Raw genomic sequence first — 21,917 nt, forward strand, 5'->3', positions numbered from 1 at the left:
CATGGGAACTTCCACAGCCCTCCTCGGCAGCTCCGCGGCGTCTTCCTGGGAGGATCCGGAGAGGGTCCACCGGATCGGTGCCCTCGCGGACAGCGGCGACATTCCGGCGCTCGCCGGCGCCCGGTTGGGGGCGGTCTGGTGGCCGCACGAGGGTACGGGGGTCGGCGGACGGCTGCGGGCCATGCCGCGCGTGCGTCGTCAGGCGCTGGGCGAGATCCTCGTCGCCCGTCGTCATGCGGCGGAAGCCGTACCCGACGAGCAGGAGCGGGCCCTTGTGCTGCTCGCCCTGGTCGCCGACGGATTCGCGCAGGACGCCTGGTGTGACGCCTGGGCCTCGATGCTGGAGCATCTGGCCGGCAGGTACTACTGGACCGTCACCGGTGACGAAGCGGCCCATCTGGCCCGGGCGCTGCTGTCCGCCGGACGCGTCCTGCCCCCGCGAGTCGTGGGGTTTCTCCGCAGGTCCGCCATCGAAGGGCTCGACTCCGCGGACGCGCTGCTCGGCCTTCTCCCGGACCCGGTGCTCAGCCCGGAGGAGCCGTGGGCCGACCGCATCCTCGCGGAGCTGCCCGAACTGGGTCCGCGGTGGCGACTGCTGATCGCGCATCTGCGTTCGGCGTCCGCAACGCCGACACGTCGCTGGGACCGTGGGACCGCGGCGCTGACCGACGGCATGGACGCCGATGCCGTCCGCCGCACCGCCACCCCCTGGCTCGCCCTGGCCGCCCACGGAGGATCCGGTCCGGACGGGGGCTACGACCCGTACAACATCGGGGCCGTGCGCGGACTGGCGTGGCTGCTCTCGCTGTTGCCGCCGCACCCGGAGACCGTCAGGGTGCTCGGCGCCCTGGTGGAGCGGCCTCCCGTGAAGACGGTGGTCGCCGGAGCGGGCGTACGGGCGCTCGCCCGTCTGCACGGCGCCGCCGGGCGCGGTGAGCTGGAGAGGCTGTCCGGGCTCATCACGCACAAGGTGACGCTCAAACAGATAGGCGCCGCGCTCGACGCCGGCCGGCCGTGACGGGAAGGGCTACATGCTCAGTGCCCGCGCGTAGTTGAGTTGGCCCAGTACCCAGTGGATCGTGTCCGGTCCCGTCGCCGGGATCATCGTCGTGTGGTGGCGGCCGGCGCTGGAGACGGTGATCTGGATGAAGCCCGTCGTCCTCTTCTCCTTCATCAGCAGGAACAGCAGGCCCAGCAGGCACAGCACGGAGAAGACGACCGCCAGGACGATCGCGTGCGTCGGGATGCTCTCCTCGCTCCGGGACATGTCCGTGGCGTTCCACACCGCGCCCTTGAGCGGCAGCGTCCCGTTCGGCGTCACGATCGAGTCCTGCAGCACCGTGATGTCCCCGAGCACCAGCAGCGGCACACCGGCGCCTGCCCCCGTCCCCGCCGCGCCCAGCGGCGCGAGCGGGCCCTGCGGGTAGCCGTAGCCGTAGCCGTAGCCGTAGTTGTGGTTGTGGGCGTGGCCGTACGGGTTCGCCGGGCCCCACTGGTAGTCGCCGCCGTCCAGGTAGGGGTTCGGGTTCGGCTCGGTCATCAGTCCCCGCTCTCGCACGACAAAGGCCCGTTTCTGTACGGCGAGCGTACAGAAACGGGCCCCCGGCGGAGCGGTGACGCCTCGCTCAGAAGCGGCGGGTGATCAGCGCCCGCTTGACTTCCTGGATCGCCTTCGTGACCTCGATGCCGCGCGGGCAGGCGTCGGTGCAGTTGAAGGTCGTGCGGCAACGCCACACGCCGTCCTTGTCGTTGAGGATCTCGAGCCGCTGCTCACCGGCCTCGTCGCGCGAGTCGAAGATGAAGCGGTGCGCGTTGACGATCGCCGCCGGGCCGAAGTACTGCCCGTCGTTCCAGAACACCGGGCAGGACGACGTGCACGCGGCGCACAGGATGCACTTGGTGGTGTCGTCGAACCGCTCGCGGTCCTCGGCGGACTGCAGACGCTCGCGCGTCGGCTCGTTGCCGCTCGTCACGAGGAACGGCATGACGTCCCGGTACGCCTGGAAGAACGGCTCCATGTCCACGACCAGGTCCTTGAGGACCGTGAGGCCCTTGATGGCCTCGACCGTGATGGGCTTCTCCGGGTTGATGTCCTTGATCAACGTCTTGCAGGCGAGCCTGTTCTTGCCGTTGATCCGCATCGCGTCGGAGCCGCAGATTCCGTGCGCGCAGGAGCGCCGGAAGGTCAGCGAGCCGTCGACGTCCCACTTGATCTTGTGGAGACCGTCGAGCACACGCTCCTTCGGGTCGATCTCGATCTGGAAGTCCTGCCACTCGGCCTCGGCGGAGACCTCGGGGTTGAAGCGGCGGATCCGGAAGGTGACCGTGATGTACGGGGAGGCGGCGGAATCCGCCTCGACCTTGTCCAGTACGGGAGTGGCCATCAGTACTTACGCTCCATCGGCTGGTAGCGGGTCTGGACGACGGGCTTGTAGTCGAGACGGATGGTCTCGGAGCCGTCGGCGCCGACCTCGCGGTACGCCATGGTGTGGCGCATGAAGTTGATGTCGTCGCGGTGGGGGAAGTCCTCGCGGTAGTGACCGCCGCGGGACTCCTTGCGGGCCAGCGCGGACACGGCCATGACCTCGGCCAGGTCGAGCAGGTTGCCCAGCTCGATGGCCTCCAGCAGGTCCGTGTTGAACCGCTTGCCCTTGTCCTGGATGGACACGTTCTTGTAGCGCTCGCGCAGCTCGGCGATCTTCTCGACGGCCGTCTTGATGGTCTGCTCCGTACGGAACACCATCACGTTGGCGTCCATCGTCTCCTGCAGCTCCTTGCGCAGCACGGCGACCCGCTCCGTGCCGGTGGAGTTGCGCAGCCGCTCGACCTGCTCCTCGACGAAGGAGGCCGGGCTCTCGGGCAGTTCGACGTAGTCGCTCCTCGCCGAGTACTCGGCGGCGGCGATACCCGCGCGCTTGCCGAACACGTTGATGTCGAGGAGCGAGTTGGTGCCCAGACGGTTGGCACCGTGCACCGACACGCACGCGACCTCACCGGCGGCGTACAGACCCGGGACGACGGTGGTGTTGTCCGCCAGGACCTCACCCACGACGTTCGTCGGGATACCGCCCATCGCGTAGTGGGCGGTCGGCTGGATCGGGATCGGGTCCGTGTACGGCTCGATGCCGAGGTACGTACGCGCGAACTCGGTGATGTCCGGGAGCTTGGCGTCCAGCTGCTCCGGCGGCAGGTGGGTCAGGTCCAGGAAGACGTGGTCGCCCTCGGGACCGCAGCCGCGGCCCTCGCGGATCTCCGTGTAGATGGAGCGCGAGACGACGTCACGCGAGGCGAGGTCCTTCATGACGGGCGCGTACTTCTCCATGAAGCGCTCGCCGTCCTTGTTGCGGAGGATGCCGCCCTCACCACGGGCGCCCTCCGTCAGCAGGATGCCCATGCGCCAGATGCCCGTCGGGTGGAACTGGAAGAACTCCATGTCCTCCAGCGGCAGACCGCGCCGGTAGCAGGCGGCCTGGCCGTCACCCGTCAGGGTGTGCGCGTTGGACGTCACCTTGAAGAACTTGCCGGTGCCGCCGGACGCGTAGATGACGGCCTTCGCCTGGAAGACGTGGATCTCGCCGGTGGCCAGCTCGTAGGCGACCACGCCGGCGGACCTGCGGACGCCGTCGACCTCGGTGATCAGCTGGTCCAGGACGTAGAACTCGTTGAAGAACTCCACGCCCTCCTTGACGCAGTTCTGGTACAGCGTCTGGAGGATCATGTGGCCGGTGCGGTCCGCGGCGTAGCAGGACCGGCGGACGGGGGCCTCGCCGTGGTTGCGGCTGTGACCGCCGAAGCGGCGCTGATCGATGGTGCCGTTCGGGGTCCGGTTGAACGGCAGGCCCATCTTCTCCAGGTCGAGGACGGCGTCGATGGCCTCCTTCGCCAGGATCTCGGCGGCGTCCTGGTCGACCAGGTAGTCACCGCCCTTGACCGTGTCGAAGGTGTGCCACTCCCAGTTGTCCTCCTCCACGTTGGCCAGCGCGGCGGCCATGCCGCCCTGCGCGGCGCCCGTGTGGGAGCGGGTGGGGTAGAGCTTCGTCAGCACGGCGGTGCGGCTGCGCTTCGTCGCCTCGATGGCGGCGCGCATGCCGGCGCCACCGGCGCCGACGATGACGGTGTCGTACTTGTGGATCTTCATGACGTGGATTACCTCAGCCCCGTGCCTAGCGGATGTTCGGGTCGAAGGTGAAGATCACCAGCGTGCCCAGAAGGATGGTGAACACCGTGGCGGTGTACAGCAGGCCCTTGAGCCACAGACGCGTGTTCGGCCGCTCGGCGTAGTCGTTGATGACGGTACGGAGGCCGTTGGTGCCGTGCAGCATCGCCAGCCACAGCATCAGCAGGTCCCAGGCCTGCCAGAACGGGGACGCCCAGCGGCCGGCCACGAAGGCGAAGCCGATCTTGGATACGCCGCCGTCCAGGACGAGCTGGATCAGCAGGTGGCCGATGACGAGGACGACGAGGACGACACCCGACAGGCGCATGAAGAGCCACGCGGCCATCTCGAAGTTGCCGCGGGTCGACTTCGGGGTCTTCCCCGTGCGCTTGCGCGGCGCCTCGATGAGGGGAGCGGGGTTGTCGGCGCTGTACGCGCCGACGCCCTCGACGGCACCGATCGCCGAAGCGGAAGAGGTCTCAGCAGACATGTCTGGCGTCAGCTCCCGAACAGTTCACGTGCGGCGTGGCCGAGGACCGGGTAGACGGCGCCCGCCATCAGCACGACCCAGATGGCCATGACGGTCCACACCATCTGCTTCTGGTAGCGAGGGCCTTTGGACCAGAAGTCAACGGCGATGACGCGAAGGCCGTTCAGGGCGTGGAAGAGGACGGCGGCCACGAGGCCGTACTCCAGCAGCGCGACGATCGGATTCTTGTACACCGCGATGGTCTCGTCGTACGCCTCGGGGGAGACGCGGACGAGAGCGGTGTCCAGCACGTGTACGAACAGGAAGAAGAAGATGAGGACGCCGGTGACTCGATGAGCCACCCAGGACCACATACCTTCCCGGCCGCGGTACAGCGTTCCAGCCGGCACGGAAAAACCCTCCGGGAGCGGGGATTGGAGCCGGCCGCCAGTCTTCTACCAAAAGTGACAGCTCTGTCGGTCTGGCCCGGCCGGGTACGGTCCACCGGCCCTGGCCATCGTAGCGACGAGATGTCGGTTCCCTCGCGCGGGGTCCATAGGTGTGATCAAACCGGCAATCAAACAGGCACGGACGGGCTATCGGGGCGGTTCCCGGGCGGCGCCGCGCAGCGGCCCGGGTCGTGTGCTCCGGATGTACCGGATGGTCCGGACGGGTTGTGCGGACCGGCCACGAGGTGGGCGAGCCGGGTGCGGGCGAGCCGGCGCAGCTCGTCGGCGGAGACGACCCGCTCCTCGTCCCGTTCGTTGGCGAGTCGCGCGCGGATGGCGGCCAGCACCTGGTCGGGCTGCTCGTCGGGGTGGAAGCCGTCCAGGCAGATCACGAAGGCGTGGCCGAAGCTGCTCTCGTACGCGGCGTGGGCGGCGCGCAGCGCGGTGTGGGCGGCCGTGGGGGCGCCGGGGTTCAGCCCGGAGGAGGACTCGTCGGCGAGGGCCTCGTCGAGATCGGCGGAGCCGAGGTCGTAACTCGCCTCGTCGGCCGCCGCGAGCAGTGCGTCCAGGTCGGGGTACGGGCGGTGGGCGACGATCCGCCTGCCCCAGCGGCGGCTGCCGCAGCAGGCGAGCAGTGCGGCCTCGGCGGCACCTGCGGGGGCCGTGTTGAAGCGCTCCAGACCCGTCAGCGGCGCGGGGCGTCGGGAGTGCGAGGCCGGAGCCGGGATCCGCAGGGCGCCGGTGTGCGATTCGCTGGACAGCGTGGGCTCCTCGGCTCCTGGGCAAAGGCAGTCGGTGGCGACTGTGAGGGGAGGGTTGGATAGTCTCAACGCTATCGAGGCGCGCCGGGAGTCGTCCGACGGATGCACGAATTTCACCCGGACGGGAGCGTTCTGCCGCGCATGATAGACGACTCCGACCTTCTTCGCAGGGTTCATCTTGATTGGCCATACTTCGCCCGGAAGAGGAGGCTGATGGGATGATCTGGCAGTCCAGCGGAAACTCCGGCGGTGCATCCTTGGGCAGGTTCGGCGGAAGGTCCAGGGGCAGGCGGCTGGCGGGCTCGGCGGTCGCGGCCGCCGTGGCGCTGACCACAGCCGTGTCCTGCTCCTCCGGCAGCGGTACGGAGCCGGGCGCCCGCGGTGACGCGCCCGCGGCCGTCACTCCCTCGCCCACACCCACGCCGACCCCCACGAAGACGTATCCGCTCTCCACGGCGCCTCGCACCATCCCTTCCGTACGGGAGCACGAGGCGGCCCGCGGGCCCGGCTGGCGGCCGGGTCCCGGCAGTGCCGTCGTGGTCGCCAAGGGCAGCGAGGTGCTGGCCGACGAGGCCAGGCTGCTGTCCCGGGAGCTGAAGACGGATGTGCGCAACGGCGGACCGGTACGTTCCGGTGACATCGAACTGGCGCTCGGACCCGCGCAGCCGGACGGGCCCGAGTCGTACACCCTCACCACCGGCGGCAACCGCGTCCGGATCACCGGCCCCGACGAGGCCGGGGTCTTCTACGGCACCCGCACCGTGAAGCAGGCCCTGCGCTCCGGCGGCGTCGTGCCCGAGGGTGTCGTGCGCGACCGTCCCGAGCGGCCGCAGCGCGGACTCAACCTCGACATCGCGCGCAAGCACTACACCGCGGACTGGATCGAGGACCGGCTGCGGGATATGGCCGACCTCAAGCTCAACCAGCTCGGCCTGCACTTCTCCGACGACCAGGGCTTCCGGATCGCCTCCGACTCGCACCCCGAGGTCGTCTCGGCGCAGCACCTCACCAAGGACCAGGTGCGCCGGATCATCGCCCTCGCGCAGAGCCTGCACATCACCGTCGTGCCCGAGATCGACTCGCCGGGTCACCTCGGCGCCGTCCTGCGGGCCCATCCGGACCTCCAGCTCCGCAACACGCAGGGCGTGCCGCGGCAGGGAGCCATCGACATCTCGAAACCGGGGTCGGCCCGGATCGTGGACGATCTGCTGCGCGAGTACGCAGGTCTCTTCCCCGGCGACTGGTTCCACGTCGGCGCCGACGAGTACCAGGCCCTGACCGTGCGCGACCCGGCCGCCTCGTACCCGCAACTGGCCAGGGCCGCGCAGCAGAAGTACGGCCCGCAGGCCGGCGTCCAGGACCTGGCGACCGGCTGGCTCAACGACCGGGCGGCCGTCGTGCGCGCGGCGGACAAGACGGCCAAGGCGTGGAACGACGGCTTCTTCCGCGGTGGTGTCGTGTCCGGCGACAAGGACATCGAGGTCGAGTACTGGACCGGCAAGGAGATCGGGGCGCGGCAGCCGCAGGAGTACCTGGCCGAGGGCCGCAAGGTCGTCAACCTCAACGACGAGTACCTGTACTACGTGCTCGGCGAGCCCAACCAGTTCACGTACCCCACCGGCCGCCGCATCTACGAACAGTGGACGCCGCTCGTGCTGCGCGGCACCACCGCCGTCCCTGAGCGCTACTCCGGCCAGATCCTGGGCGGCCGCCTCGCGATCTGGTCCGACCTCGCCCAGGCGCAGACCCAGGACCAGGTGGCGGCGGGCATCCGGATGCCGCTGCGGGCGCTGGCGCAGAAGACCTGGGCACCGGGGCAGCCGGCGCTGTCGTGGGCGGAGTTCACGGCGCTGGCGAACCAGCTGGGCTGAGCGCGCGACTCCCCTCGGGGACGGGTCGTGGCCACGGTGTGACGCCGCGTGGCCGACACTGAGTGACGCTTTTCGGCCATGTGGCGCAGAAAAGAGCGGTACCTTCGTCCGCACCGCGACCGCGCCGGACCGCGTCGTACTGCGGTCCGCACCCGACTGGAGGCGTCGATGAGCCTGGCGGAACTGATCGCTGAGGCGGATGAGCGGAGCCTGGCCGCGAGCGGTCTGGCCTGTCTCGACCGCTGCCTGTCCCTGCTGATCGACGAGACCGAGGTCCTGCGCCCACTCTGGGCGGGCATCGCCGCGGGTGAGGACGGCTGGGCGGAGCGACTGGCCGCCGCCAGGACGGTGCTGGACGAGGCACCAGACACCGACGAGACCGCGGCTCCGGTACGGAAGATGATCGGCGCCGCGCCTTCGGAGTGGGCGGCGGGGCCGCTCGCCGAGTGGGCCACGGCATGCTCGGCCCTGGCGCTCGAACTCCACCAGGAACTCGATCCGTCGGGCGGGAAGCAGGGCCCGCTCGTGGCGGGCGAGCAGCGCCGCCAGATCCAGATCCTGGAGGTCCTTTCGGCCACCCCGGACGGTGCGGGCCTGCGCCGGGCCCTCGACCTCTCGACGGAAGGGCAGCGCGTGCTCCGTGCTGCCCTCTCCCGCCGGGCGAGGGCCGCCCAGGGCCCGTCCTAGGGACCCACGCGACCCGGGCGACCCGTCACCGCGGTGACTCCGCCCGGTCCTCCCCTCGCGACGACCGTCCCGCCGGCGACGAGTTCGTCGTAGCCGTCGCCGTCGGTGTCGCGGGCCGTGAACGACGCGCCGATCTCCTGGCCTCCTCGGTCGAGGCCGTCGCCGTCGACGCCGTTGACGCCGTCGGGACCGGCGAGGACGGGCGCACCCGTGGTGGTGAGACCGTCGGCCGAGCCGTGGAAGGTGGCGAACCCGCGGTCGGTGCGTACGGCGAGGTCGTCGTAGCCGTCGCCGTTGAGGTCGCCGGCGGCGACGGCCCGTCCCCCGGCGCCGTACAGAACGGCGGGGGAGCGGGTGTCGTACCCGTCCGCCGTGCCCCGCAGCAGCACGAGGGACAGGGAGCCCTGTGCCGCACGGTAGGTGAGGGCGGCGTCCCGGAGGCCGTCGGAGTCGAAGTCGCCGACCGCGACGTCGATGTCGACGGTCGCCCAGTCGTCGGCGTCCGTGACCAGGTCCGCTTCCGGGTCCGAGCCGGTTTCCACGTCCGGACCGGGGCCCGGGCCGGCGCCCATGCCGGTGTCTGTGTCGTCACTGCCGTAGTCCTCCGGGAGGACCCCGGCGGAGATGGCCGCGGCACGGGCACGGATGTCGGGCAGGTCGTCGTACAGATTGTCGCCGGGGCAGTCGGTCGCGGAACCGTCGCGGTGCCCGGAGATCCGGTCGAGCGTGACCGACTCTCCCTCCTCGTATCTGCCGTTGTCGACGCTCGGGGTGAGGGTGACGGTCCCCGACGGATCGTGTCCATCGATCCCGAGCTTCCAGGCGGCGACCGCGGCGATCGCCTGCCGCACGACCGGAGCGGTCCTGGCCGTCATGTAGTCGCCGAGGACCGAGATGCTGCTCGTGTCGGTGTTGAGGCCGTAGGTGTGCGCGCCCTGGACGGGCCTGTCGATGCCGCCCGCCCGACCCTCGAAGATCTTGCCGCACTTGTCGACGAGGAAGTGGTAGCCGATGTCGTTCCAGCCCTGGCTCTCCACGTGGTAGGTGAAGATGCCCCGGACGACCCTCGCCGACTCGTCGCAGGTGTAGTCGTTCGTCCCGGCGGTGTGGTGGACGAAGACCGCCTTGGTGGTCCTGTTGTACTTGGGCGGGTCGATGACCATCGACTCGTCCGCGCCCCAGCCCGCGCGCGACGTCATGGCAGGCGCACCGGATGTTGCCTCGGCGCGCGCTGACGGGGCCTCGGGCACGTCGTCGCCGCTTCCCGGGTCGACCAGGTCGACGCGCAGCCCCTCCGGCAGCGCCTCGCCCCTGACGCGCAGCTGGACCCCGTCGGACGGCCCGGTCCACAGCGGCGACGTCCCGCCGCGCAGCGCGGGGCCCGACCGCTCGGGCCCCGACTCGGGCGCACGCGCATCGGCGTCGAGCGTCCGCCACTCGGACCAGACGCCGGTCCGGCTGTCCCTGGTGCGCACCTCGGCGGTGCCGTCCAGCTGTACGGACGCGTCGTCCCAGGTCAGGCCGAGCATGCTGAACGGTGGTGTGGTGCGGGCGGGGAGAGCCCGCAGCGCCGGATCGTCACCGGCGGGCACGGGGAAGGTGTGGACGTCGCCGGACTTCGGCCCGGGCGAGGGGGCGGCTGCTGCGGGCACTGCGGGTGCCGCGGGCCCCGCGAGGGCGACCCCCACGGCGACGGCGGCGGCGAGCACGGCGTTGCGTGAGCGCCTCAGGACGCGGCTTCTCATGCTGCGCGAGCATACGGAGCAAGTCCAGCCAAACAGCGCGTCCCGGCCCTCTCCCGCACCCGGATCGCCCGAAATGATGAGGTGATTGACGGTCCGTCGGAGTACGGAACAAGACTTGCGCGGCGTGCCGGCCGCCTGCCCGTCGCAAGGAGCCGCACCACGCCCGTACGCCAACGAGCCGATCGTCACGGACAGTTGTGCGCTGCGTCCACTCCGCGTACGCATACGTTGGCACAGCGCATGCGGCGCGGTGGGTGCGCGCCGGCCGCGCCCGTCGCGCCGGACGTCGGATTCATGACTCTTTCCCCTCGATCGCAGGGGTTGTCCGCTCGATGGCCCTGGAATTCGGCAGCGTGCTATATCTGCGCGCGCTTCGGGGGGACGGGCCGGGGCGGTCTCCCCGTGAAGCCTTCGGGGGCGCTTCGTGGTGCCGTTCCTCGTACGCCACTTGGAGGAATGTGTGACGGGACGAAAGCTGTCCTCTTCTCGAGTCGCCCGCCCTCGTCCTCGCGCCGGCGGCCGGGCGCCGGATGCCGGCACGTCGGGTCGGGGCAGTGGCCCGCGGGCGCAGGATCGGGCCCGGGGGCGCGCTGGCCGCGGTGACCGCACTGATCTGTCACAACCAGGTGCTGTTCACCGTCCACGTCGCGCGCGTCCACGGCGGCGACGCGTCCTTCATCGCCCGCAACCTCCCCGACGGCTGGTTCGCCCTGGCCGACGCCGAGCGCGGCCCGCTGTCATGGGTGGTCGCGCACTTTCCCGCACCGGAGCTCCTCGCGCCGTCCGTGCTGCGAGTGCAGGCCTTTTTTGAACTCCCCTTCGTACTCCTCGCCTTCATGGCCGTGCTGCGATGGCTGGATCCCGCCCTGTACCCGACGGTTGCCCGATCGGCGCTGCCTCGCGCGCGGGGCCGCCGGCAGGGTCCACGGGCAGCCGGCCCCGGGCGGGGCGGTGGCCGTGGTCGGCGAGGGCCTGCGCCGCTGGCTGGTCCTGTTCTTCGTGCCCGCCCTTGCCGTGCGGTACGGGGTGACCTTCAGGACGCCCGTACCGGCGGCGGCCGCCGCACTCCTGATTCTGCTCGTGGCCGCGGCGCACGCGGTCCGGCAGGGCGGTCCCGGGACCCGGCTGCTCCTGGGCGCCCAGCTCGGCGCCGCCGTGGTCGCCGGGACGGCTGCGGCGTACGTGGCCGCTTCATGGGGGAGCGGCACCTATTACGAGGTGGCGCTCCTGAGCGCCGCAACGGCGTTTCTGCTCACGGGCCTCGCCGTGTGCGCGGCGACCGACGCCCTCGCACGATGAGGAAAATTGAGTGAATCAGGGAAGTCGACGTCCTGTCACATGTCACTGGTACGGTCCCGCCATGGCCGACGATCATGGATCAGCGAGAAGCCCCGTCACCGCCGACGATGTCCAGCACGCCGTGCGGCTCGCGCTCACGACCCTGCGGAGCCGTCTCGGCGGCGACTGGGACGCCAAGGCCGGGACCCTGGAGTGGACCTGCTGGGAGACCGTCGAGCATCTCGCCGACGACCTTTTCGCGTACGCCGCCCAGATAGGCCCGGACGCGCCGCCGCTGGACAAGGAGATTCCCTTCCACTGGTCCGCGCGGCGCGAGGGCGGTCCCGCCAACGTGACCTTCGCGGACCGGGACGCGGGTCCTGCCGGGCTGCTGACGGTGCTGGAGACGTGCGGGGCGATGCTCACCGCGATGGTCCGGACGGTGCCGGCGGATGTGCGGTCGTACCACGGCTACGGGGTGTCGGACCCCGAGGGCTTCGCCGCCATGGGTGTGGTCGAGACTCTCGTCCACACCCACGACATCGCCGAGGGTCTCGGTGTCACCTGGACCCCGCCCGTGGGGCTCTGCGACCGCGTGCTCGCCCGCCTCTTCCCCGACGCGCCCACGGACACCGACCGCTGGCCGACGCTCCTGTGGGCGACGGGCCGCGGCGAACTGCCGGGGCGGGGGCGGCTGGATTCGTGGCGGTGGTACGGAGCGGTCTGCGACTGACCAGTCGCGGACGCACGGCAGCGGCCGGGACCCCGGTGTGGGGCCCGGCCGTCGTCGTGGTCGTGGTCAGCGCGCGGCGTACGGGGAACTGCCTGCGGCTGTACGGATCCCCGGCAGTCCGGGGTTCTCCTTGTCTCAGCCGTTGAGCCAGTCGCCGTCCATGAGGTCGCGGACGCGGTCCAGCGCCTCTTCCGTGCGGCCCCGGGCCATCAGCCATGCTCCGGCGTCGTCGCGCAGCAGGACGTCGCCGCGCAGGAACCAGCGCGTGGCCGGGTCCTCGTCCGGCGGGCAGGCCGGCAACGGCAGCCGGGTGCCGTGCCGTTCCAGCTCCTTCAGGTCCGCCTCGTCCGGCGCGTCCAGGTAGTCGACGAACCCCTCGGGCGCGTGCAGCGACTCCGACAGGACGATTTCGACGAACGTGAGCGAGACGCGGTCCAGCCAGCCCTCCCACGTCTCGGCGCTCTTGTCCGCCAGGTCCAGGCGTATGACGACGGCGGGGTCGTCCTGGGCGAGGTCGGTGAGCAGGATGCCCCAGCGCGCGGCGCCCTGGTTCTCGTCGCGGAAGACGAGCGCTTCGCCGCTCTCGTCGACGTACAGCTCGGCAGGGGCGCGTAGCGCGTCGTGGTTGCTGGTCAGGTCGTGGCGCTTGCCGAGGAGGGCGTACGCCTCGCGCAGTGCGGCCGGCAGACGCAGCCCCAGTCGCGCCTCGGCAGCGGCGAGGTCCGCCTCGGACCATCCGTCGTCGTCCCCGAGGGCCTCGTCCGTCCAGTGCGCGGTGAAGTCGCGGATGAACTGCCAGGCGCCCTGCCGGCCCTCGACGCCCGCGGCCAGCGACCGCGCCAGGTCGAACTCATGTGTCATGCGGCGACCATACTGGCCGGGTCCGACATGCCCGCCGGGATGAGGGGATCGAAGCGCCCCCCGATGGGGAAGAGCCCCTGCGGCTCAAGCCGCCGCCGCCTTCCTGACGGATTTCCGGGTCAGTCCGATCCGGGGATGGCACGTGGGGCCCGGCACGGGGCGCTGTCGCCGTCGGCCTGTATGTTGCGAGCCCCGCGGCCGGCGAACGACGAGAAGGCGTGATGACGTACTCCCCGAGACCTTCGGCCGAAGAGATACTCGACGCCCTGCCCGGCCTCGCGCCCTTCGCGCGCGAGGCGGTGCGACTGCACCCGGAGCGGGGGAAGCCGGGGCCGGGGGACAGTTCGATCGGCGGGCCGCTGCTGTGGCCGGGTCAGGAGCCGTGGCCCACCTGTTCCGTACCCGACGAGGAGGACCCCACGGGGCTGCCCGCCACGGCGATGGTGCCCGTCGCCCAGATCTTCCGGCGGGACGTGCCGGGGCCCTGGTGGCCCGACGGCGTCGACCTCCTGCAGATCCTGTGGTGCCCCAACGAGCACTGGGACGTTCCGCCTCCCCAGGACGACGGCAGCCCCGTCGTCGAGATGCGATGGCGGCGGGCCGCCGAAGTGGACGGCACGCCGCCACGGGTTTCGCCGGAGCCCTCGCGGCACTGCGAGGGGTATCTGCCCGAGCCGTGCACGCTCACCGTCGAGCCGCTGGTCGACTTCCCGTTCCGCGAGGTGCTGCCCCCGGTACTGCGTCCGCCGCTGGAGGAGCTCGTCCGCAGGACCGGTGACGGCGGCGATGTGATCACCCGAGTCGCGGGGTGGAAGCTCGGCGGCTGGCCGACCTGGCATCTGAATCACCCCGGAGTGTTCCGCTGCACCACATGCGGTGCGGAGATGACACTGCTGTTCACCGCGGCCAGTGACGCCGAGTCGGGAGTGGTCGTGGGCAGATACGGCGACCTGCGGATCTTCGTCTGCCCCACCGGCCATGACCATCCGTTCCGGGTGGATCTGCACTGACGGCCCGTACGCCCCAACGGCCCCAGTACCAGAACGCCTTCACGACCGACTGCCTGGCCCCGGCCGTGCGGCACGCACCAGGCAGCGGCGCGCGCAGGCCGGCGACGCACGCCGGTCGGCGACGCGCGCCGGCCGAGGCAACCCGGGTGGGCTGCCGCCGGGCGGCATACCGTCGCATCATGAGCGAGATCATCGTTGTGCACGAATGCGACAAGCCGAGCCCGGCCGCCGGTCCCGCGCGCGGTCCGGCGGACGAGAGCCGGCGCGTCCGCAAGGTCCACGCGGCACCGGCCGCCCCCGGAAACCCCTTCGCTCCCGGTCCACGGACGATCTGCGGCAAGGACACGTTCGGCATGGAGGCGGCGACCTGGAATCCGTCCGAGCATCCCTCCGCGCCGTGGTACGACCCGGCTCACGCGGACGTCGTCTGCGCCGAGTGCGACCTCGCCATGGAGATCTGACAGGAGGGCGCAGCGGCCGGCGCCCGGCTGCCGTGCCGCATCCTCATCGCGTCGCTGTGTTCGCCGTGCCGCATCCTCATCGCGTCGCTGCGTTCGCCGTGCCGCATCCTCATCGCGTCGCTGCCGTCGCCTCCTCGCAGCACACCGCGGGCACGCCGGCGAACAGCGCCGCGTCATCCTCCGGCGTCCGCCGGTGCGACGGATCCGGCCGGGCCGTCGAGTCGCAAGTCCCAGAGCATTGACACTTTGTCTCACAGCCGCTTTTCTCGACGCACTGCTTGCGCGGCCATGACAATTCCACAGTGGTCGTGCGCCGCAGGGCTCAGCTCCACGAGACCCCCCACCCGCTCACCGATGTTCTGAGCGATGACACCGGAGGCATGAGTGACGACCACGAATCGACGCTCGCACCGCACACGCAGTCGGCCCATCACGGTACTGGTGCTGCTCCTCACCGCTGTTGCCCTGGTCCTCGGCACGGGGCCCAGTTCCTCCTCGGCCGAGGCCGGCGCCGAAGCCGGGGCCGGGGCCGACTGGTGGACGCCGACCGCGCGGCCGACACCCGACTCCCGGATCGATGTCACGGGGGAGCCCTTCAAAGGCACCGACTCCCAGGGCCGGGTGCGGGGCTTCGTCGACGCGCACAACCACCTGATGTCCAACGAGGCCTTCGGCGGCCGGCTCATCTGCGGCAAGACGTTCTCCGAGCAGGGCATCGCCGACGCGCTCAAGGACTGTCCCGAGCACTACCCCGACGGTTCGCTCGCGGTCTTCGACTTCATCACCAAGGGCGGGGACGGCAGGCACGACCCCAACGGGTGGCCGACGTTCAAGGACTGGCCGGCCCATGACTCGCTCACCCACCAGCAGAACTACTACGCCTGGGTCGAGCGGGCCTGGCGCGGCGGTCAGCGGGTGCTCGTCAACGACCTCGTCACCAACGGCGTGATCTGCTCGGTCTACTTCTTCAAGGACCGCAGCTGCGACGAGATGACCTCCATCCGCCTGCAGGCGCAGAAGACATACGACCTGCAGGCCTACATCGACCGGATGTACGGCGGCCCCGGCAAGGGCTGGTTCAGGATCGTCACCGACAGCGCGCAGGCCCGCGAGGTCATCGAGCAGGGCAAGCTTGCCGTGGTCCTGGGGGTGGAGACCTCCGAACCGTTCGGCTGCAAGCAGATCCTGGACATCGCCCAGTGCGGCAAGGACGACATCGACCGGGGTCTCGACGAGCTGCACGGCCTCGGCGTACGCAGCATGTTCCTGTGCCACAAGTTCGACAACGCCCTGTGCGGTGTCCGTTTCGACGAGGGCACCCTCGGCACGGCCATCAACGTCGGTCAGTTCCTGTCGACCGGCACCTTCTGGAAGACGGAGACGTGCACGGGCCCGCAGCACGACAACCCCATCGGCCTCGCGTCGGCGCCCGAAGCCGAGAAGGAACTCCCGCCGGGCGTGTCGGTCCCGTCGTACGCCGCTGACGCGCAGTGCAACACCCGCGGTCTCACCGAGCTCGGCGAATACGCGGTACGCAGCATGATGGAGCGCGGGATGATGCTGGAGATCGACCACATGAGCGTCAAGGCCACGGGCCGCGCCCTCGACATCCTCGAGTCGGAGTCGTACGCCGGCGTGATCTCCTCGCACAGCTGGATGGACCTCAACTGGACCGAGCGGGTCTACGGTCTGGGTGGCTTCATCGCCCAGTACATGCACGGCTCCGAAGGGTTCATCGGGGAGGCGAAGCGCACGGAGGCGCTGCGTGACAAGTACGGCGTCGGATACGGCTACGGCACCGACATGAACGGCGTCGGCGGCTGGCCGGGCCCGCGCGGCGCGGACACCTCGAACCCGGTGCGCTACCCCTTCCGGAGTGCCGACGGCGGCGCCGTCATCGACCGCCAGACCACCGGTGAGCGCACGTGGGACATCAACAGCGACGGAGCCGCGCACTACGGTCTCGTCCCGGACTGGCTGGAGGACATCCGGGTCGTCGGCGGACAGGACGTCGTGGACGACCTCTTCCGGGGCGCCGAGTCCTACCTCACCACCTGGGAGGCGTCCGAGAACCACGAGCCGGGGGTGAACCTCGCCTCGGGCGGCGCCGCGTCGGCCAGCTCGTCGGAGTGGAGCCTGTTCACCAGCTATGCGCCCGACCGGGCCGTGGACGGCAGGGCCGACACCCGCTGGGCGAGCGACTGGAGCGACGACCAGTGGCTCCGGATCGACCTCGGGGACCCGCACCCGATCTCGCGCGTCAGCCTCGACTGGGAGCGCGCCTACGGGAAGGCGTACCGCATCGAGGTCTCCACCGACGGCACGAACTGGCGGACCGTGTGGTCCACGACCGACGGTGACGGCGGCCTGGACACGGCACGGTTCACGGAGACATCAGCCCGTTACGTACGCATTCACGGGCTGGAACGCGGCACCGGATGGGGCTACTCCCTCCACGAGGTCGGGGTCCACAGCAGCTGACAACGCGGGCGTGGGGCACCGCGGCCGGGGCTCAGTCGAAGAGCCCCGGCCGCCGGCGTCGCGGTTGTCGTCGTGCTCGTCAGTTTCCGGCGGCGTACGGGGAACTGCCCGCTGCCGTACGGATTCCCGGGAGGGCGGAGTAGAGGCTCGCGCCGGGGCAGAGCGTGGCGTATCCGTCGCGGTGTCCGGAGATGGTGTTGAGCGTGGCCGCCTGGCCCTTCGTCCAGACGCCGGTGTCGGCGGCGGCGGTGAGCGTCACCTTCGCCTCGGGGTCGACGCCGTGCAGGCCGAGCTTCCAGGCGGCCACGTCGGCGATGGCCTGCTTGGCCTCGGGGGTCGGGGTGCCGCCGTTCTCGTAGTCGCCCAGCAGGGAGATGCCGGAGGAGTAGCTGTTGAAGCCGTAGGTGTGGGCGCCGAGTACGGGCCGGTCGATGCCGCCGGCGCGGCCCTCGAAGACGGTCCCGCACTTGTCGACGAAGAAGTTGTAGCCGATGTCGTTCCAGCCGTTGGTCTGCAGGTGGTAGGTGAGGATCGCGCGGATGATGGCGGGGGAGTCGGTGCAGGTGTAGTTGTTCGTTCCTGCGGTGTGGTGGACGAAGACGGCGTCGACCTTGCCGAGGTAGGAGGGCGGGTCCTGGACGAGCGTCTCGTCGGCGCCCCAGTCGGCGCGGCTGACGATGGCGGGCGCGGCGGGTGCGGTGGGCGTGGCCGGAGAACTTTCGCTCGGCTCGGGGGTGCCGCTCGGGTCGACGGTGGGGTCGGGGTCCGTGGGCTCCTCCGAAGGCGCGGTGCTCGGCGTCGGCTCCGCAGGGGCCTCGCTGGTGGCGGGCGGTGTTGAGGGCTGTTCGGAGGGCTCCTGGGTGGGCGCCTCGGTGGGGCCGTCCGTAGGTTCGTCCGTCGGATCCGTACCCGGGTCGGTGGACGGAGCGGGCTCCTCGGGCGCGGGTGGCGTGCCGGTCGGCTCCTCGGTGGGAGGCTGCGAGGTCTCGCCGCCGGAGCCGCCGGTGGTGTCCCCGGGGTCGGCGCTGGGGGCAGCGGTCGTGGGCTCGTCCGTGGGCGCCGTGCCGGGCGTGGACTCCGAGGGCTGCGGCGCGGGGTCGACAGGGGTCTGCGAGGTATCGGGCGAGGCCGTGGGCTTGCCCTTTCCGCTTCCCTTGCCCCCGCCGTTTCCCTTGCCCTTGGTGGTCTCGCCCGGGTCGATCATGTCGATCCGCAGCGCCGTGGGCACGGCGGTCTCCTCGCCGTCCGCCAGCACCCGCGCCTCGATGCCGTCCGACGGTCCGACCCACAGCGGCTCCGAAGCACCGCGCACACCCGAGGACTTGCCCTCCGTGGACTCCGGCGCCCGTACGTCGAAGTCGAGATCGCGCCACTCGGTCCACTCACCGGTGGGGGCCTTCCGGGTACGTATCTGGGCGGTGCCCTCGAAGGTGTCGGCGCTGTCCTTCCAGGAGACGCCGACGAGCGAGAACATCTGTGTTTCGGTGCGCGGGAGCGTGCGCTTCTTCGGGTCCTTGCCGTCCATGGCCAGCACATGCGCCTTCGCGGGACGCTCCCCGGGGCCGGCCCCGGCGTCGTCGGCGGCCCCCGAGACGGCGACTGCCGTCACCCCCGTGCCACCCAGGACGACGACTCCCGCCGCCAGCCAGATCGCACGCCTATTCACGCTCGCCCGCCGTGCGCGGGTTCCTCTCGGACTCATGCCCCATCCCTCGTACGCAGTTGATGACCCGCCGAATGGGAAACCGAGGCAGCGGCAGTGCATCTGCGCATCCGCGCACACGCGCAACGCTGCAATCACCTGTCAGATATGGAGAGTTGCAATCCACATTTCCCGGCTGGCGGCGCAGCGGTTATACACGACGGGCGCGTTGCGTGGCACCCGAGCGGATAAACCGGACAGTGCGCGTCGCTGCTCGCCATGCGTCCGGAAGGTGGGTGGCCGGGATCAGCCTCGGTCGCTGCCGCCCCCGTCGGCGGCGGGCAGTTGGCCCGTGCACGTCGCGCGGCCGAACCCGCCCATCGCGGTGGACCGTTGGACGTGCTTGCCGCGGACGGCGAGCGTGCAGGAAGCCTGGCCGCCCTTTCCGTCGAGGACGATGCCGACGGTGGGGTTCTTGCCGAGCGGAACCTGAACCGACTTCTTCCAGGGGAGCGTGACGCTCGTCTCGACCGTGGCCGTGCCGGACTCGCTGTGGCCGAGGTAGGAGATCTCGGCGGTGCCCGACCCCGTGACCTCGTACGTCACCTCGGCCGTCGGCACCGCGCGCGGCTTCGGCTGCTGGTCCTCCGTGGTGAGCACGCCGTAGCCGACGAGTCCGCTGCAGGCGAGCAGCACGGCCGCGGCGATCAACAGTCCGCGCCGGTCGCCGGAGTTCCTGTTCTCCACGTTCCCCAGCGCCGCTTTCTCGGCGAGTTCGGGGGCGGGGACGGGGGCGACCTCGGTCCGCGAGGTGACCGACACCCGGAACAACGCGTCCCTCAAGGACCTGGTGACCCTCACGGTCGACGCCGACGGCGACGGAGGCGACGAGGCCCGGAAGATCACCTCGACCGACGCCCATCTGTACTGGCTGCCGGACTTCGGCCGCTGGGTGAAGGCCGAGGCCCTCAAGTCCGGCATGTGGCTGCGGACCTCGTCCGGTACCTGGGTGCAGATCACGGCGGTCGAGCACTCGTCCCGGCACGCCCACGTCTACAACCTCACGGTCGACGGTGTCCACAGCTACTACGTGGCGGCGGGTGCCGTACCCGTTCTCGTACACAACGAGAACGGCTGCGGTCCCGACGGCGGAGGCGACGCCCCGGCCGCACCGGATCCGAAGCCGAGCGCGCCGAAGAAGGCCGACGAGGAACTGCTCGCGGACGCGAAGAAGATCCACGAGCAGGTGCGGGTCGGCAAGAAGTCGCCCGAGGATGCGGAGTTCGCCTTCAACAAGATGACGGTCTCCACGGGTGAGTTCAACGGCGAGCTCGTCTACACCGTCAACCGGAACAAGACCTCGCCGGCCATCCGTGAGATGGCGGAGAAGCTCGAGTACAAGCGGATCTTCGGCAGGAAGTTCACCGGGAAGGACCAGACCGACGCCGAGCAGATCATGATGAACGCGGTGGATCAGGGGCGGCTACCCGCGAATGGTAGGGCCGCGCCCTCGAGACCTGCGTGCGGTCCGAATCGGCAGAACTGCCGCGCTCGCATAGGGAACTATCCGGACATCAATCTCATCGAGTGAGAGGGAGGGCGCCATGCTTCTCTGGGACTACGAGATGAAGCCGGAGCTGCCCCTGATCGAAGCGATGGACGCGGTGCAGCGTCTGTCGACCGCGGTGGAGGCACTTGCGTGGTCGTACTCGACGATGCGGCCTCCCGTCGAGGACGAGGCAACTCGTTCGCTGATCGAGCGGGGCCTGGTCGCGTGCCGGGCTGCGCTTGCCGCGGGTAGCGGTGAGGTGGAACGCGAGGACGGCTTCCTCGAGGAAGTCGACGAGGTCTATGAGGAGACGGAGGAGGAAGGGACGGCGCATCTGCTGTCCGCCGTGACCGACTGCTTCGACAGTGCGGACGGCGGGCTCACGGCGGATGGTCTCTACACCATCCTCTCGTACTGCTACGAAGGCATCGTCGACCGTGAGGAGATCGACGAGGTGACCCCCGAGGCTGAGCGCTCGAACGCGCGCTGCGTCGAGGCGATCCGGTTCCAGAAAGATCTGCTGCGCAGGGCATAGCAGCAGGACACCAGCAGATCGCAGGACAGGGGCGCACTGCCCGGCCAACGTGCCGAGTGGTGCGCCCCTCGTCCTTGTGGGCTGCCCGGGTCATCGCTTCGTCCCTGCAGCTGAACTCTCGTCGGGCAGCGGCAGACGCCCGCCCCGGCCCCATGGCAAGACCGTTTTGGTGCGAGTAGGCGGATATTCCTGGTGATTCGCGCGTAATGGGTTCCGGCGTGATCGCGGGCTGACCGTTGCTGTACAGTCCGCGCGCCCCGCCCTCACGCAAGGAAGAGATCCATGAGCACTCGCCGCCTTACCGCCGCACTCGTTCTCCCGCTCATGCTGCCGCTCGCCGCCTGCGGTGCGGACGAGGGGCCCGCAGAGGCCGCCGCGAGGAATCCCGAGGCGGCGCCGTCCGCCGAGCCGTCCCCCCAGAGCCCCGAGTCGCCGGAGGACTTCCTCGACCTCGCCGAGAAGGCGATGGCCGGCGAAAGCGGATGGACCTTCTCCGTCACGGGCCGGGAGGGGCTGACTCTTCAGGGGCAGCAGAGCGCAGCCACCTACCGGGCCACGGTCCGGCGCGGTACGGAGCCCGGGTCGCTGCACTCCGAGGGCGTCAGCACCAGCAGCAAGGGGACGAAGAAGGGCGAGGAGATCTACGTCGTCGACGGCACGGCGTACCTCAAGGAGGACGGCGCGGCGTGGAAGCACGCGCCCGCCTCCGACCCCGAGATGGAGAACAAGACCGAGGACCCGGTGGCGGTCATCGAGGAGTTCCGGACGTACGCGCAGGCCGCAGGCGGTGGCGACGTGAAGCTGTCCAAGACTGACGGCACGATCGAACTCCGGGTCACCGGCGGCGAGCAGAAACTGACCGCCGTCATGGACCGGGCGTGGGCGAAGAAGGCGGTGCGGGAGTTCGACCCCACCGCCGAGCAGCTGCGCAAGGCCGGTGTCCCGGTGAACAAGGAGCAGCTGACCCTGTCCCGGCTGGAGGAGGTCCTGGTCCTGGATGCGGCGACGTACCGGATCACGAGCCACCACTTCGAGTTCGGCATCCTCGTCCCTTACGCGGGCGGTGAGGACATCGCGTACGAGCACGACGTCCGGGAAGAGAACCGGGGCACGTACGACGGGCGGATCGAGCTGCCCGCGGGTCTGCGCTGATCCGGGCCGCTTCTCCCTTCAGGCCCCGCACCATCATGTCGTCGAACGGCAGTGGTCGCGACGGGCGCACGTGCGAC

21 protein-coding genes are annotated in these 21,917 nt (G+C 70.4%); 11 read left to right on the forward strand and 10 right to left on the reverse strand.

Translation table 11 applies throughout. The features are described from left to right. Position 1: 1 nt before the first annotated feature. Positions 2 to 1,018, forward strand: a complete 1,017-nt coding sequence (locus tag ABT078_RS19815) for a hypothetical protein (protein WP_351229392.1) — start codon at positions 2 to 4, stop codon at positions 1,016 to 1,018. A 9-nt stretch (positions 1,019 to 1,027) separates the two neighbouring features. Here the strand turns inward: ABT078_RS19815 and ABT078_RS19820 are convergent, their stop codons facing one another. The 6 genes from ABT078_RS19820 to ABT078_RS19845 form a co-directional block, all read right to left on the reverse strand. Continuing rightward, positions 1,028 to 1,540 (reverse strand): hypothetical protein, encoded by a 513-nt coding sequence (locus ABT078_RS19820; RefSeq protein ID WP_351229394.1) that lies wholly within the window; start codon positions 1,538 to 1,540, stop codon positions 1,028 to 1,030. An 85-nt stretch (positions 1,541 to 1,625) separates the two neighbouring features. Continuing rightward, a complete protein-coding gene (locus ABT078_RS19825) occupies positions 1,626 to 2,384 on the reverse strand; it encodes a succinate dehydrogenase iron-sulfur subunit (RefSeq protein WP_351229396.1) in 759 nt (252 codons plus the stop codon). Continuing rightward, positions 2,384 to 4,138 carry a succinate dehydrogenase flavoprotein subunit gene (gene sdhA / locus ABT078_RS19830; RefSeq protein WP_351229398.1) on the reverse strand — a complete coding sequence of 585 codons (1,755 nt, stop codon included), beginning with the start codon at positions 4,136 to 4,138 and terminating at the stop codon, positions 2,384 to 2,386. Before sdhA ends, ABT078_RS19825 begins: the two co-directional genes overlap by 1 nt. 25 nt (positions 4,139 to 4,163) lie before the next feature. Further along, on the reverse strand, positions 4,164 to 4,646 hold the full coding sequence (locus tag ABT078_RS19835) for a succinate dehydrogenase hydrophobic membrane anchor subunit (RefSeq protein ID WP_351229400.1): 483 nt from the start codon (positions 4,644 to 4,646) through the stop codon (positions 4,164 to 4,166). Between the two features lie 8 nt (positions 4,647 to 4,654). Continuing rightward, positions 4,655 to 5,035: a succinate dehydrogenase, cytochrome b556 subunit gene (gene sdhC, locus ABT078_RS19840; RefSeq protein ID WP_351229402.1), complete on the reverse strand. Its 381-nt coding sequence runs from the start codon at positions 5,033 to 5,035 to the stop codon at positions 4,655 to 4,657. Positions 5,036 to 5,202: 167 nt separating this feature from the next. Then, the gene (locus ABT078_RS19845) at positions 5,203 to 5,808 is read right to left on the reverse strand and encodes a 2-oxo-4-hydroxy-4-carboxy-5-ureidoimidazoline decarboxylase (protein ID WP_502981259.1); all 606 of its coding nucleotides are present in this window, start codon (positions 5,806 to 5,808) and stop codon (positions 5,203 to 5,205) included. 245 nt (positions 5,809 to 6,053) lie between these two features. Here ABT078_RS19845 and ABT078_RS19850 point away from each other — a divergent pair, with 245 nt between their 5' ends. Continuing rightward, positions 6,054 to 7,706, forward strand: a complete 1,653-nt coding sequence (locus tag ABT078_RS19850; RefSeq protein WP_351229404.1) for a beta-N-acetylhexosaminidase — start codon at positions 6,054 to 6,056, stop codon at positions 7,704 to 7,706. Between the two features lie 168 nt (positions 7,707 to 7,874). After that, complete coding sequence (locus tag ABT078_RS19855) at positions 7,875 to 8,393, forward strand: hypothetical protein (protein WP_351229406.1); 519 nt, start codon at positions 7,875 to 7,877, stop codon at positions 8,391 to 8,393. On the opposite strand, the gene ABT078_RS19860 is transcribed toward ABT078_RS19855, so the two are convergent. Beyond that, on the reverse strand, positions 8,390 to 10,138 hold the full coding sequence (locus ABT078_RS19860) for an N-acetylmuramoyl-L-alanine amidase (protein ID WP_351229408.1): 1,749 nt from the start codon (positions 10,136 to 10,138) through the stop codon (positions 8,390 to 8,392). The genes ABT078_RS19855 and ABT078_RS19860 overlap by 4 nt on opposite strands. A gap of 879 nt (positions 10,139 to 11,017) precedes the next feature. On the opposite strand from ABT078_RS19860, the gene ABT078_RS19865 reads away from it, so the two are divergent. Both ABT078_RS19865 and ABT078_RS19870 read left to right on the forward strand, forming a co-directional pair. Continuing rightward, entirely contained in the window at positions 11,018 to 11,437 is a 420-nt protein-coding gene (locus tag ABT078_RS19865) for a hypothetical protein (protein WP_351229410.1), read from the forward strand. Positions 11,438 to 11,498: 61 nt separating this feature from the next. Continuing rightward, positions 11,499 to 12,149, forward strand: a complete 651-nt coding sequence (locus ABT078_RS19870) for a maleylpyruvate isomerase N-terminal domain-containing protein (RefSeq protein ID WP_351229412.1) — start codon at positions 11,499 to 11,501, stop codon at positions 12,147 to 12,149. A 135-nt stretch (positions 12,150 to 12,284) separates the two neighbouring features. On the opposite strand, the gene ABT078_RS19875 is transcribed toward ABT078_RS19870, so the two are convergent. Next, a complete protein-coding gene (locus tag ABT078_RS19875; protein ID WP_351229414.1) occupies positions 12,285 to 13,010 on the reverse strand; it encodes an SMI1/KNR4 family protein in 726 nt (241 codons plus the stop codon). Between the two features lie 221 nt (positions 13,011 to 13,231). On the opposite strand from ABT078_RS19875, the gene ABT078_RS19880 reads away from it, so the two are divergent. The 3 genes from ABT078_RS19880 (at position 13,232) to ABT078_RS19890 (ending at position 16,962) form a co-directional block, all read left to right on the forward strand. After that, positions 13,232 to 14,020 (forward strand): hypothetical protein, encoded by a 789-nt coding sequence (locus ABT078_RS19880; RefSeq protein ID WP_351229416.1) that lies wholly within the window; start codon positions 13,232 to 13,234, stop codon positions 14,018 to 14,020. Between the two features lie 179 nt (positions 14,021 to 14,199). Next, complete coding sequence (locus ABT078_RS19885) at positions 14,200 to 14,481, forward strand: hypothetical protein (protein WP_351229418.1); 282 nt, start codon at positions 14,200 to 14,202, stop codon at positions 14,479 to 14,481. 429 nt (positions 14,482 to 14,910) lie between these two features. Next, on the forward strand, positions 14,911 to 16,962 hold the full coding sequence (locus ABT078_RS19890; protein ID WP_351229541.1) for a galactose-binding domain-containing protein: 2,052 nt from the start codon (positions 14,911 to 14,913) through the stop codon (positions 16,960 to 16,962). A 79-nt stretch (positions 16,963 to 17,041) separates the two neighbouring features. Here ABT078_RS19890 and ABT078_RS19895 read toward each other — a convergent pair whose 3' ends face one another. Further along, complete coding sequence (locus ABT078_RS19895) at positions 17,042 to 18,628, reverse strand: peptidoglycan recognition protein family protein (protein ID WP_351229420.1); 1,587 nt, start codon at positions 18,626 to 18,628, stop codon at positions 17,042 to 17,044. 282 nt (positions 18,629 to 18,910) lie between these two features. Continuing rightward, positions 18,911 to 19,426 (reverse strand): MmpS family transport accessory protein, encoded by a 516-nt coding sequence (locus ABT078_RS19900; RefSeq protein WP_351229422.1) that lies wholly within the window; start codon positions 19,424 to 19,426, stop codon positions 18,911 to 18,913. On the opposite strand from ABT078_RS19900, the gene ABT078_RS19905 reads away from it, so the two are divergent. The 3 genes from ABT078_RS19905 (at position 19,416) to ABT078_RS19915 (ending at position 21,840) form a co-directional block, all read left to right on the forward strand. Next, positions 19,416 to 20,195 (forward strand): polymorphic toxin-type HINT domain-containing protein, encoded by a 780-nt coding sequence (locus ABT078_RS19905; RefSeq protein ID WP_351229424.1) that lies wholly within the window; start codon positions 19,416 to 19,418, stop codon positions 20,193 to 20,195. The two genes, ABT078_RS19900 and ABT078_RS19905, sit on opposite strands and share 11 nt — an antisense overlap. A 13-nt stretch (positions 20,196 to 20,208) precedes the next feature. Further along, positions 20,209 to 20,688 carry a hypothetical protein gene (locus ABT078_RS19910; protein ID WP_351229426.1) on the forward strand — a complete coding sequence of 160 codons (480 nt, stop codon included), beginning with the start codon at positions 20,209 to 20,211 and terminating at the stop codon, positions 20,686 to 20,688. Positions 20,689 to 20,970: 282 nt separating this feature from the next. Further along, positions 20,971 to 21,840, forward strand: coding sequence for a hypothetical protein (locus ABT078_RS19915; RefSeq protein WP_351229428.1), 870 nt, complete (start codon positions 20,971 to 20,973; stop codon positions 21,838 to 21,840). The last annotated feature ends 77 nt before the right edge of the window (positions 21,841 to 21,917 follow it).

Source organism: Streptomyces sp. NPDC002133, assembly GCF_040296405.1.
Taxonomy (GTDB): Bacteria; Actinomycetota; Actinomycetes; order Streptomycetales; family Streptomycetaceae; genus Streptomyces.